Below are 12,343 nucleotides of genomic sequence, written 5' to 3'. Positions count from 1 at the left end.
GGCGGCCAGGTTGGGCGGGGCGCCCCGACCCCGGTTCACTTTCCGCTGTCAGCGGTCGGCGGCGGCCGGCGGCCGACCTAACCTGGGTGGGCAGCCCGGCGGTCGGCCGACCCAACCTGGGTGGGCAGCCCGGATGACTCAACCTGGGTGGGCGGCCCGGATGACCCAACCCGGATGACCCAACCCGGGTGGGTTGCCCGAGCCCGGGCGGTCTGCGGGCGGGCAGCCCGGAGTTGGCAGCCAGCACGCCCGCCGGATCCGCTCCGGCTCAGTCGACCGAAGGCACGGTGGCGTCGACCCGGGTTGGGAGCCCGCGCGCGCCTGCCGGCGCGCGGAACGCTGCGCCCGACAGCTCCCGCCGCATGCAGGTGGCCGCCTCGTCGTAGCGGGGGTCGGACGCACTCCCGATGATCGTCGGCACCACGATATAGCCCTCGGCGTCGACGTTGAACTCCACCCGGATGGCGTCAGGCGGCAGCAGGCTCCCGCCCGGGCCGCGGCAGCGCTGCACGAGGTCCCAGTAGAGCTGCGCCCGCGCCGCCTTCTCGATCGCCGGGCTCGACATGTTGGCCTGCACCATGGGCGCGCCGATCTCGACGCGCGAGCGGGGGGCAGGGGTGGGGGCGGGCGCCGGCTCCGGCGGGAGCGCGGAAGGCGCCGGGAGGCCGGTGCTCGTGCCGATCTTCGCGACGCTCACGCCGTCGGCCGGCCTGGAGGCGGCCTCCCGCGCGGCGGCGAGGATCTCCTCGAGCGCATCCGGCTCGACGGACCCCACCGCCGGCGCGCTGTCCGTCCGGAGGCGGGCGCCGCGCTCGTCCAGCGACGCGGCGGCGCCGCGCGCCCAGGGGGTGAGCGCCCCGGCGTCGGCCCCCGCCGGCGGCGAGGGCGGCGGGCGCTCGCAGGCCGCGAGCAGCGGGAGCAGGGCCACGAACGCGGTGCGCACGGTGAAAGGGTCGATCGAATGCGCGTCGCGCGCAACGGCGTCGGCGGTGTACCGTGGCATCGCACGTCGATGCGCGCGCTCCTCGCGATCCTGCGGATCGGTCTTCGCTCGCTGCGCGAGGGGAGCGTGCCCCCCGTGTCGTCGTCATCGGGAGGCCTGCGAGGCGGCTCTTCCAGCGCCGCCGCGCGCCTCGCCCTCGTCGTGGCCCTGTCGTCGCTCGCGGGCGCGCTGTCCGGCCTGCTCCCGGCGATCGCCGGCGTGGCCATCGGCGCCGTCTCCGGGCGCGAGGCGCCGCCCTCGGGCGGCATCGGCGGCGCGCTCGCCCGGCTGCTCGCCGGCTCACCGCCCGCGGCCGTGGTCCTCGCAGCGCTCGGCGCCACGCTCGTGTCCGCCTCCCTGGCGGTGCTCTCGGGCCGGAAGAGCTCGGAGCTCGGCGGCGACCTCACCGCCGCGCTCCGCGTCGCGCTCTTCCGGGCGGCGCTCTCCGCCTCGCCCCGCGACGTGGACGCCGCCGGGCGCGCGCTCGTCGCGGCGCAGGCGGCGGGGCCCGCGCCGCGGCCGCCGAGCGCCGGGCCCGCGCCGCCCGTCCGGGGCGCGGAGGTCGTGCGGCTCGCGATCGCGCGGGACGCCGGCCTCGTCGCCGATTTCGCGATCGCCGTCGCGACCGGCTTGCCCCAGGCGCTCGCGACGCTCGCGGTCCTGGCCGGGTCGCTGGTCTCGAGCGGCATGGCGCTCGTCCTCGCGGGCGGCGCGGCGCTGTTCGCGGCCTCGCGCCTCGCGGCGGACCGGGCCTCGGGCCGTGTGGCGCGCGCGATGCGGGAGATGCAGCACGCCGACACCGCCGTCTTCGGCGCGGTGGGCGAGGCGCTTTCGGGAGCGGAGGACCTCCGCCTGCTCGGCGCGCGCGCCCAGGCCGAGAGAGAGCTCGCTGGGGCCGCGCGCCGGGTCGCGGACGCGCGCCGCCGCTTCGGCCAGGCGCTCGCCGTCTCCGGCCAGATCAAGGGCACGCTCGCCGCGCTCTCGCCGCTCGTCATCGTCGCCGCGCTCGCGGCCTCTCGCGGGGTCGCCGGCGCAGGCGAGGTCGGAGAGCTCCTGCTCATGGTGCCGCTGCTGATGGCGCGCCTCGAGGCGCTCGACGCCCTCCGCGCCGGCTTCATCGAGCGCGCCCCCCTGCTGCGCGCGACGCTCGCGCTGCTGCGCCTGCCCGAGCACCCGCCGCGCCCCTCCGGCGGCCTCGCCGTGCAGCTGGACGGCGAGGCGAGGCGCCCCCTGTCGATCGCCTTCGAGGGGGTCACGTTCACGCCGCCGGGCGCGAGCCGCCCCGTCCTCGATGGCGTGTCGCTCTCGATCCCCGCCGGAGCGGTGGTCGGCGTCTGCGGTCGCTCCGGCAGCGGCAAGTCGATGCTCCTGCGCCTGCTCCTGCGCCTCGACGAGCCGTCGTCGGGCGCGATCGCCGTGGGGGGCGTGGATCTGCGGCAGATCCCGCCCGAGGAGCTCCCGCGGCTGTTCGGCGTGGTGGGGCAATCGGCGCGGCTGTTCGAGCGGAGCATCGCGGACAACCTGGCGCTCGGCCTCGAGCCCGCGCCCACGGAGGAGCGCATGCGCGAGGCGCTCCGCCGTGTGGAGCTCGACGAGCTCGCAGGCGCGCCGCCGGCGGAGGGCGAGGCGCGGCCCGCGCGCGGCCTCGCGACGGAGGTGCGCGCCTCACCGCCGAGCCTGTCGGGCGGTGAGGCGCGGCGGCTGCTGCTCGCGCGGGTGCTGCTGCGCGAGCCGCGGGTCTTCGTGCTGGACGAGCCGGAGGCGGGCCTGCCGGGCGCCACCGCCGAGGCGGTCCTCCGCACGGCGTGCGAGGTCGCCGCCGGGCGCACGGCCATCGTCGTGACCCACGCGCCGCACCTCCTCAGGTCGACGTTCAACGTGCTGCTCGACGGCGGTCGGGTCGCGGCGGTGGGCACGCATGACTCCCTCCGCGAGAGCTCGCCGCTCTACCGGTCGCTTCTGGCCGAGGCGCTGCAGCGATCCGCGAGGTCGGCGGCGGGCTGACGAAGACGCGCGCGCTGTCGCCCCGCTCGCGCGGAGGTCACGGATCGCAGGGGCCCCCTGCCCGCGCGGCCTGACGGGCGAGGTGCTCGGCGTCGACGGCAGCGCCGCGCGCCTCCTCGGGCACGTCCGCCGAGATTGCCAGCGGGCGGCCCGCGAGCCCCCGCGCGAGCCAGACGAGGATGGATACGGCCCCCCAGGCGAGCGCGAAGGCGACGCCTGCGTCGACGATCGCGCGGTAGGGCGGGGGCATCTGCCGCACGAGCAGGATGAGCGCCACGATGCCTGCGACGAGCGCCCACGTCGCGATCAGCCGGCGGCGCGTCGCGTGGAGGAGCGCCATGCAGTAGAGCGGCGCCAGCGCCACGTGGAGGGGCCGCCCGTGCTCGGCGAGGTGGAGCGCGCGCGCGACGACCCGCGGCGAGAAGCGCTGCTGAAAGCCGCGGTACCCCTCGAAGTAGGCGATCGTGACCGTCCAGGCCGCGAGCAGGACCAGCTGACCCGTCGTGAGCGTGTGCCCCGTCAGGATGCGCGCCGCCGTCGCGCCGAGACGAACGATGGCCTCGACCAGGACGGCCACGACACCAAGGACACCCCACAGGACGACGGCGAGGCGACGCCGTCCCTCGCGGACGGGCGGGCTCATCGCGCCCGCGCCGGATCGAGGGGCCTCGCGGCCGTGGATCGCGCTCGAGCGGCCGCGCGCGCGGACGGACGCTTCGGACGGTGCGCCGGACAGCCGAATCGCCGCATGTCGCTGCATGCTAGGAGAGGAGCTGGGCACGTCAACCGGATCCCACGGGTGTGATGGCGGTTCGCTCCGGCGCGGTCCGGCGGTAGCATCGGCGGCCCATGCCGCTCGCCGACCGCTCCGCGCCGGGTGTCCCGCCCGCCCCGGCGCGGGCCCTCCCGCCCCACCCGCACGCGCTGCGCTCGCCGCTCGCGCCCTTCACGGCGCGCCTGCGCGACCTGCTCTCGACCGTCGAGTCGGCGGCGCTCCTCGGCGCGGTGGAGGCGCGGGTGCGCGGGCTCGGGGAGCACCTGCGCTTCGCGTGCCTCGCGATGCCGTGCGCGGAGGCGCTCGTCGCGCTCGAGATGGAAACGCTCGGGCGCCTCACGGTCCCCGTCGTCGCTGACGCGGTCGGCTTCCGCGCGCCGTGCGCGGAGCTGCCGCCGAGCGGCACCCCGTTCGCGTACCTGCTCGGTGGCGGCGGCGGGCACGCGGTGGAGCTGTCCGACGGCGATCCGATGATCGCGCCGCTCCGGCCGCTCCTGGCCGCCGCGCCGGCGTCCGCGATCTTCGTGCCGATCCGCGTCGGCGCAGCGACCGTGGGCGGCGCCGCGCTGTTCTCGCACGACGCGCCCCTCGGCGGGCGGGAGCTCGACTTGGCCGAGCGGCTGGCCGAGGTCCTCGCGCTCACCGTGGAGTCGTTCCGCACCGAGCGCGTCGTCTTCGAGCTCTTCGCGCGCGCGATGCCGGACCTGCTCGCGCAGGCGCCAGGCCAGCCGGCGGGGCCAGGCGGGCGCGCAGCCGCGGGCGCGGAACCTCCCATCCCGGAAGGGGCGGCCCCGCCGCCGACCTCGCTCCGCGCCGCGCTGGAGCGGCACATCCACGCGCTGCGCCTCACGCCCGAGTACCGCCGCCGCCTGGAGCTCGCCGCGGTGGTGGGCAGGCTCGCCGAGCGCGGCGAGGCGGAGGCCCGCCTGGCCCTCGACCTCCTCGCGCGGATCGACGCCTACGCGATCGGCGCGGGCGATTCAGGGGAGCCGGCCTCCGCAGGGGAGGGGAGCTCCGCGTGACCACGGCATCTCCGGCAGGACCGGGCGGCGAGCTCCACGGCGCGCCACGCCCGGGCGCGCGGAGCGGCGCCGGCGTGCGCGTCGCGCTGATCGACTCCGGCGTCGATGCCTCGCACCCCGCGCTGCGCGCAGCGGCGCTGCGGCACGTCGCCCTCGTCCAGCGCGGCGCTGGCGGTGGCGCGCACGGGGTCGCGCCGTGCGCTCCGGGAGATCTCAGCGGGCACGGGACGGCGTGCGCGGGCATCGTCCACCGCATGGCGCCCGCGGCCGAGATCACGAGCGTCCGCGCGCTCGGCGATGACGGGCGGTGCTCGCGTGACGGGCTCGTCGCCGCGCTGCGCTTCTGCGTCCGCGAGCGATTCTCCGTGGTCAACCTGAGCCTCGGCATCGACATCCCGAAGAACGCGCCGCTCCGCCCGGGCGACTACCGCTCGCTGGTCGAGCTCTACGAGGTCGCGGACGCCGCCTACACCGCGGAGGTCGTGCTCGTGGCCGCCGGCCCGAACGCGGCGGCGTTCCGCACCTATCCAGGTCGCTTCAAGTCGCTGATCGGCGTCGGCAGAGGGGCCTTTCAGGACCCGGAGGCGCTCCGGAGCGAGCTCACGCTCGACCACGAGATCCTCGCGCCCGGCGACGACGTGCTCGCGCCCGCGCCCGGCGGCGGCGAGCGGCGCTGGACCGGTACGTCGTTCGCGGCGCCACACGTGACCGCGCACGTCGCGCGCATCCGCGCCGCGTGGCCGGAGCTCTCGATCGAGGCGGTGAAGGCGGCGCTGCACGGGCTCGCGCGCGGGGCGCGCGGCGAGGGGGTGGAGGAGCGCGGTGCTCCCGCTTGATCCGATCGACGGCGTGTCGTCGCTGTCGCGGCTGCTGCGGAGCGCGCCGGGCGCAGAGGTCCGCGCCGAGCTCGACCGCGTCGAGGCGCTCCTCGGTGTCGGCCGCGATCCTGCGGCGGCGGTGCTCGAGGGCGGGCCGCTCGTCGCGGCGGCGCTCGGCTTCGGGCGCGGCGCGCTCGCGTTGCGTGAGGGGGCGCTGGACGCGGCCGTCCTGCACCTCGAGGGCGCTGTCGCCGCGTTCGATCGAGGAGGGGCCGCCGAGGCCCGGGACCTCGCGCGGTGCGAGGCGGCGCTCGCGCGCTTGCGCCGCGACGTCCGAGCGGCCTGCGCGTCCGCCATCGAGGAGCTCGACGCCATCGCGGCCGCAGGCGATCCCGGGCGCCGCGTGGCGGTCGTCGCCCTCCATTACCGCGGTACGGCCGAGCGGCTCCTCGGCGACGCGGCGGCTGCGCAGCGCACGCTGCTGTCGGCGCTGCGCCGCTCGGAGCCGTTCCTCGGCGAGCGCGCGCAGATCCTGAACTCGCTCGGCACGCTCTACGTGACCCTCGGCGCGCACGGGGCGGCCGAGGCGCTGCTCGAGCACGCGGCCGAGCTCCACCGCCGCCGGGGCGACTCCGTGGGCGAGGCGATCGCCTGCGGCCAGCTCGGCGCGGCGGCGCTCGGCCTCGGCGCCCTGGAGCGCGCCCGAGCGCCGCTCCAGCGACAGGAGTGGCTGTGCGCCCGCCTCGGCGACGCGTTCGGCCGCGCGCGCGCCCTCACGTTCCTCTCCGAGCTTGCGCTCGAGCTCGGCCGCGCCGACGACGCCCTGGCGCTCGCGACCTCCGCCCGCGAGATTGCCGAGCACGCCGCGCCGCCACTCCGAACCTGGGTCGCTTACGCGTCGAGGGCGATCGGGCGCGCGCGGCGAAATCTCGGCGATCCGGGCGCGGCGGCGGCGCTGGATGAGGCGGGCGCGCTCTTCCGCGCGCTCGGCCTTCCGCTCGGAGAGGCGCTCGCCGCCTGGGATCGCGCCTCGACCGAGGCGCTCGCGCTCGCGGAGCCGGCGGACTGGTTCTCCGCCGCCTGGTCGCTCGGCTCCCTGGGTCTGTCCTCGCGGGTGGCGCAGCTCCTCCGGGAGCGTCTGGAAATCGAGGAAGCCGCGGCGCTCCCGGAGAAGGGAGGGCCAACGTCGGACGGCGAGGCCCGCGAGCGGGCGCTTGCCGCGGCGGCGCAGACCTCGCCTCACGTGGCGATGCAGCGCGAGGTCGAGCTCGTTTACGATCGTCCCGACCACCTTGCCGCGATCGCCGCTCGCCGGACGGCGGCTCAGCGCAACCTCGGTCGGCTCGCGGCGTTGACGCTCGCCCGGCCGGGGCTCATCGTCGCCGCGATCGCGGCATCGCCCCTCGGTGCCCGTGGCCGCGCGCTCCCCCCCGCGCGCGCGATGGCGGTCTGCGTGGCCGACCTGCCCGGCCTCGCGGTATGGATCTGGCCGGCGGCTGCCACGCCAGCCACCATCGGCAACGATCTCGCCGTGCTGCGCGCGACGCTGGGCGGGCCGCTGCGCGCAGCGCTGGCGTTCGCGCCGGCAGGGCGCGTGCTGTGTCCGCCGTTCGCGGGCGACACTGGCGCGGAGCTCGATGCGGTCGAGCTCGTTGGTCTGATGGCGCTGCCCGCCATGCTCGCGCCGGGCGAGCTTCGCCTAGATCCGCAGCTCGGCTGGGACGGCGACGCTCGCGCCAGCGTGGAGGCATTGGGATTCGTCGTCACGAACAACCCGTGCCACCCAGGTTGACCCGGGAGCCGCGAACAACCCGTGCCACCCAGGCTGACCCGGGAGCCGCGCGCGCCACCTCACCCAGGTTGTCCCTGCCCTTTTACCCTCTAAATACCTACATCGTGAGCACAACATCGGCCATGTTGGCGCCGTGAAACGTGCACATCCACCACGTCCCTGCCGGGAATACCACGCTGCGCACGCCGGCACGCCACCGCTCGAGCGCCGCCCGGTACAAGGCGCGAAACCCGCGTACAGCGGCACGAGCCGAGCGCCAAGCGTCACCCTGCTTGCGGCCGACAGCAAACGTCGGATTGCCAGCGCGCGGCGCCTCGAGGCTCGTGATGCGCTCATGGGGCGAGACCTTGCCGGCTTGTTCGGCGCCGAGGAAGCGGCGCCCTCGCTGCTTCACCTCCGCTTGCGCCTGCAATTCTTGCCTCTCGAGCTCGGCGGCGATGGCATGGCGAAAGTCCTCGGCGCTGTCATGCTCGATGGTCGGCGGCAGCGTGAGTGACAGCGTTGCTTCCTCCGGCCACTGTGGATTTTTGGGGTCGAAGTATGCGGCGGGACGCGCCGCGCACAACACGCCTAGGCCGATCTCGCCCACCTTCACTTTGGCGCCCGGCCACTCATGCGCATGCGGGACGAGTCCAGCGGCCACAGGGTTTGCGAGGACATAGGCGATCTTCTCCACGACCGCCGCGCGTGTCAGCAGCCGCACCACGCTCGTGGCCTCATGATCCCATACCGGCCCTTCCCACGCACGGAGCACCTTCGTGCCGAGCGCGACGATGCGATGGAAGAACTGCAGGAAGCGCGGCAGAACGCCGTTCACGTCGGTCACGACGAGGTGCAGGTGCGTCGACATCGCGCAATGCGCATGGACCTCGATGCCGTAGCGGCGGGTCGAGACCGCGAGGGCGTAGACCAAGAGCTGAGTGATGGCTGCGTCGGGGCGGAAGAGGAGATGCCGGCGCAGGACGCGACGGGTGATCAGGTAGGTTGCGCCGGGCGCGATCTGGCGGGGCTGGCTCATGGTCGGGCAGAATTCCAAGAGCCGTGCCGGCCATCGTGGTGAACGATCTCAAGTACTTACCAAGTACTTACCCATGCCTGCAGGTGGCGGCGCCATGGCGGACCGTGCCATGCTCCGTCACCCGGCGGCGGGTCGGGTCAACCTGGGTGGGTCGTTTCGGGTTTGCCCTTCCCGTCAACCTGGGTGGGGTCAACCTGGTTGGGTCGGGTCCTCGCGCCCGCGCGGATCGCCTTGCTGAGCCAGGAGCGCAGCCAGCGATGGCCTGGATCGTCGTGCACGCGCTCGTGCCAGACAGCCGAAGATCGGTCCACGCCGAGCTCGACGGGGGGCCGGACCGCGCGTAGGCCGAAGGGCCTCGACACCGCCGCGACCGTCGCGGGACACGTCACCACGAGGTCCGATGCCGCGATCAGGAAAGGCACCGTCACGAAGTGCTGGACCTGCGCGACGATCCGCCGCCGCCGCCCACGAGCTTCCAGCGCGCGATCGACCAGGCTGCCCGGCATGCCGTGCGGAGCGATCAGCACGTGCCCGAGCTCCAGGTAGCGCTCCAGGGTCAGCCGCCGCGACGCTGCGGGGTGGTCCCTGCGCATCAGCGTCACGAATCCCTCCTCCGGCAAGCGCAGCTGTCGTGACGACGGGGGCACGAGGAACTCCGGGACGAACGCGAGATCCGCCGTTCCCCGCTCGAGGCGCCTCACGAAGTCCGCTTCGGCGCGGTCGACCTGCACCGTGATGTGCGGCGCCTCGCGCGCCAGCAGGGGCAAGAGCCGCGGCAGGGCGACCGCCTCCAGCAGGTCGTTGCCGAGCAGCACGAAGCGGCGCTCGGACGTCGCTGGGTCGAACGGCGCGCCGGCCTGGACCGCCGCTCGCAAGCTCGCGAGCGCCTGAGCCAGCGGATCGGCGAGCGCCTCGGCGCGCGGCGTGAGGGCGAGCAGCGGCCGCCCCGGAGCGAGCAGCGCATCGCCGAAGAACTCGCGCAGCCGCCCGAGCCGCTGGCTCGCAGCCGACTGCGTGATGCCGAGCCGCTTCGCCGCGCGCGTCACGTGCCGCTCGCGCAGCAGCACGTCAAGCGCGAGCAGGAGATTCAAGTCGTCGGGGAGAGACTCGATCATTAGCCGTACTAATATATAGTATTAGAGTAATGTCCTGTACTAATCGTCAGAACCGCCTCAATCTCTGCGCATGGCCGTCGCTCGTGGAGCCCGGTCAGACGTCCTCTGGAGGATGGAGCGCATCATGGAGAGGAAACTCAAGGTCTCGCGGCGGCGCCTGCTGGAAGGCGTCGCGACGCTCGCCGTGGCGGCGGGAGCGGGCTGGTACGCTGCCGGCCGGGGTGTGTTCGACGATCGGGCGGGCGAGCCGTTCGCCCCTTGGACCGCGTTCCGCGGGCAGCGCGGCGGCGAGCTCGCCGAGCTCGTGCGCGCGGCGGTGCTCGCCGCGAGCCCGCACAACACGCAACCCTGGCTGTTCGAGGTCCACCCGGATCACATCGACGTGTTCTCGGACAGGTCTCGATCGCTCGGCACCATGGATCCGTTCCTGCGCGAGATGCACATCGGGCTCGGTTGCGCGATAGAGAACCTGGCGCTCGCGGCGGGTTCGATGGGATGGGCGCCCCGCGTCGAGCTCGAAGCCGGCCCTCTGCCGGGCTCCGACCCGGAGGGATCTCGCGCTCTCGAGCGCGCGGCGCCGCGGGCGATCCGGGTGGCGCGCGTCTGGATCGAGCCAGGCGCAGCGGCGTCCCCGCTCGCGGAGGTCATCGCACGGCGCCACACGAACCGTGGCCCGTACCAGGCGCAGCGCGTGCCTGGTTCGGCGCTCCAGGAGCTCTCGCGCCTGAGCGAAGCGGGCTCCGATGGTGAGGTCGTCTGGCTGGAGCGCCCCGATCAGCGCGAGGGCTTCGCCGCTCACACGCTGCGCGCCACCGAGACCATCGTCCGCGACGCGGCGATGGTGCGGGACAGCGACGCGTGGTTCCGGCTGGCGCCGGAGGCGGTACCGAGCCATCGGGACGGGCTGACCTTCGATGTGATGGGGCTCGGTCCGCTGCTCACCGCGGCGGTCAAGCTGCTGCCGCGTCCGTCTGCGGAACAGATGCACGACGACTGGCTCCGCGTCACCCGCGAGGTCCACCTCGCCGGCGATCCCGCCGTCGGCCTCATCGCGGTCCGCGACCGCCACGACCTGGGCGCGACGCTCCGTGCCGGGCGCCTGTGGCAACGCATGCATCTCTGGGCGGCCGCGCGCGGCATCGCGATGCACCCGCTGAACCAGGTGCCGGAGGTCATCGACCGGGAGCGCATGCTCGGACGAGCGCCGGCGATGGAGCGCTCGTTCACCGAGGCGCTGGGTCTAGGCGACCGGCAGCTCACCTTCGCGTTCCGGCTGGGCTTTCCGGAGCGAGAGGGCGTGTGCGGCCCGCGCCGCGCCGCGGAGGAGGTGATCCGCGCCGCGTGAGCGCCGCGCCCCGGCTGGCGTGCTGACCGAGCGCGGCAGACCCTGGACGCCGAGGAACGACCGTCACCGCACGGCGATGCCCTGGGCGCCGCCGCCGGGCGTCAATCCACCCGCCTCCCCGCGTGGGATCAGGCCGCCGTCGCGGCTCACCTGGAATGCGGCGATCGACCCGGTGCCGGCGTTGAGGGTGTACAGAAACCGGCCGTCGCGCGTCATCGTGAGGTCGATCGGCGCCGTTCCGGTGGGGAACGAGGCGGACACGCCGTCGTCGAGCAGCGTCAGCGCGCCCCGCGCGTCGACCTGGAGCCCGGAGAGCGTGTTGCTGCCCGTGTTGGCCGTGAAGACATAGCGGCTCCCAGGGGCGCCGGCGATCCAGCAGGTCGCTCGCTGGAAGGTGTCGACCGTGTCGCTGATGACAGCGAGGCTCCCATCGGGCCCGATTTTATACGAGGACACCACGCTGGTGTCGCCGGTCGCGGGCACGCCGTCGCCGCCGACCTCCGCAACGATGAGATGGCCGCGGCGATCGAAGGCGAAATCGAACGGGACAAGGCCCCTGGAGATCGTCGTGACCGGCGCGTCGCTGGGCAGCCCGCGGCCGCTCATGGCGAACACGTGGAGCTGATTGGACCCCTTGCCTGCCACGATCAGCGCCTCGCCGTCCGGAGAGAAGCCGATCTGACCCGGCGTCGCGGCGAGCGACGGCGGCGTCGTGCCGCCGAGGCCGAGGCTGCGGTTCGATCCGTCGAGCGGGACGAGCTCGCCGCACGGGTTCACTTCAAAGCCGGCGATGTTGCCTTCGCCACCCACGTTGAGGACATAGAGAAGGTCGCCGTGCGAGGCGACGCTCACCGGGAAGTCGCCGCCCGAGTCGACAACGTCGAGCAGCGTCAGGCCGTGGGGGCTGACGCGGAACATCGACACCTCGCTGCTGCCCGCGTTCACGGCGAACAGGAGCTTCCCGTCCTCGCTGAGGACGAGCGAACCCTGGGATCCGAGCGCGTTGATCGGCCGGGTCGGCGCGCCGAGCCCTCCGGTCGCGTACGTGCCGGCGTACGCGAGCGAGCCGTCCGCCGCCCGGTCATACGCCATCACGGAGTTGCCGTCTCCGGCGTTGGTCATGACGAAGATCTGGCCGTGCCGGTGGACGCCGCTGCCGTGCGCCATGGCGTCGCCGGGCGCGCCCGCCGCGAAGAGAGCGAAGCTCAGGGCCGTGATGCTCATCGTGCTGCGAAACATGAGGAAGCTCCTGGGGAATGGCGCCGCGAACCCAGCGGCGCGGGCTTGTTGGTGCGTCGATCGTCGAGGCGCATCTCCGTCGTGACGACGGGCACGGCGCGCCCCGAGCTCGCGGGCGCGGCTCTGCGCGCTCCGTCGGGCGGGTTCATCCGCTGCTACGCGGAAGCCCCTCCGCGGTTTCGCTGCCGTCGACCGGTCCGCTACGGCGCGCCTCAGCCCTTCACCCGGGCGTC

General features: G+C 74.6%; 10 protein-coding genes. 5 read left to right on the top strand and 5 right to left on the bottom strand.

The window, feature by feature from the left end; translation table 11 throughout:
• Nucleotides 1–268: 268 nt before the first annotated feature.
• Nucleotides 269–943, bottom strand: a complete 675-nt coding sequence (locus WMF11_RS29450) for a hypothetical protein (RefSeq protein ID WP_437973061.1) — start codon at nt 941–943, stop codon at nt 269–271.
• Nucleotides 944–961: 18 nt separating this feature from the next.
• Here WMF11_RS29450 and WMF11_RS29445 point away from each other — a divergent pair, with 18 nt between their 5' ends.
• Nucleotides 962–2,986, top strand: coding sequence for an ATP-binding cassette domain-containing protein (locus tag WMF11_RS29445; protein ID WP_437973060.1), 2,025 nt, complete (start codon nt 962–964; stop codon nt 2,984–2,986).
• 37 nt (nt 2,987–3,023) lie between these two features.
• Here WMF11_RS29445 and WMF11_RS29440 read toward each other — a convergent pair whose 3' ends face one another.
• Nucleotides 3,024–3,629, bottom strand: a complete 606-nt coding sequence (locus tag WMF11_RS29440; RefSeq protein WP_437973059.1) for a hypothetical protein — start codon at nt 3,627–3,629, stop codon at nt 3,024–3,026.
• A 206-nt stretch (nt 3,630–3,835) separates the two neighbouring features.
• On the opposite strand from WMF11_RS29440, the gene WMF11_RS29435 reads away from it, so the two are divergent.
• From WMF11_RS29435 to WMF11_RS29425, 3 genes are read left to right on the top strand one after another with little or no spacing between them, the layout of a single operon-like run.
• Nucleotides 3,836–4,783, top strand: coding sequence for a hypothetical protein (locus WMF11_RS29435; protein WP_437902573.1), 948 nt, complete (start codon nt 3,836–3,838; stop codon nt 4,781–4,783).
• Complete coding sequence (locus tag WMF11_RS29430; protein ID WP_437973058.1) at nt 4,780–5,619, top strand: S8 family peptidase; 840 nt, start codon at nt 4,780–4,782, stop codon at nt 5,617–5,619. Before WMF11_RS29435 ends, WMF11_RS29430 begins: the two co-directional genes overlap by 4 nt.
• Nucleotides 5,606–7,393 (top strand): hypothetical protein, encoded by a 1,788-nt coding sequence (locus WMF11_RS29425; protein WP_437973057.1) that lies wholly within the window; start codon nt 5,606–5,608, stop codon nt 7,391–7,393. The genes WMF11_RS29430 and WMF11_RS29425 overlap by 14 nt, the downstream gene beginning before the upstream one ends.
• A gap of 97 nt (nt 7,394–7,490) precedes the next feature.
• Here the strand turns inward: WMF11_RS29425 and WMF11_RS29420 are convergent, their stop codons facing one another.
• Nucleotides 7,491–8,411 (bottom strand): transposase, encoded by a 921-nt coding sequence (locus tag WMF11_RS29420; RefSeq protein WP_437902570.1) that lies wholly within the window; start codon nt 8,409–8,411, stop codon nt 7,491–7,493.
• A gap of 137 nt (nt 8,412–8,548) precedes the next feature.
• Nucleotides 8,549–9,526, bottom strand: coding sequence for a LysR family transcriptional regulator (locus WMF11_RS29415; RefSeq protein ID WP_437973056.1), 978 nt, complete (start codon nt 9,524–9,526; stop codon nt 8,549–8,551).
• 124 nt (nt 9,527–9,650) lie between these two features.
• Between WMF11_RS29415 and WMF11_RS29410 the strand changes: the two genes are divergently transcribed.
• The gene (locus WMF11_RS29410) at nt 9,651–10,871 is read left to right on the top strand and encodes an Acg family FMN-binding oxidoreductase (protein WP_437973055.1); all 1,221 of its coding nucleotides are present in this window, start codon (nt 9,651–9,653) and stop codon (nt 10,869–10,871) included.
• A 63-nt stretch (nt 10,872–10,934) separates the two neighbouring features.
• Here WMF11_RS29410 and WMF11_RS29405 read toward each other — a convergent pair whose 3' ends face one another.
• Nucleotides 10,935–12,110, bottom strand: a complete 1,176-nt coding sequence (locus WMF11_RS29405; RefSeq protein ID WP_437973054.1) for a lactonase family protein — start codon at nt 12,108–12,110, stop codon at nt 10,935–10,937.
• Nucleotides 12,111–12,343: the final 233 nt, after the last annotated feature.

The sequence above is a fragment of the Sorangium sp. So ce295 genome, from assembly GCF_051527405.1.
Lineage (GTDB): Bacteria > Myxococcota_A > Polyangia > Polyangiales > Polyangiaceae > Sorangium > Sorangium cellulosum_B.
Note: the sequence above shows the minus strand (reverse complement) of the source record. Positions and strands in the feature narration are given on the sequence as shown.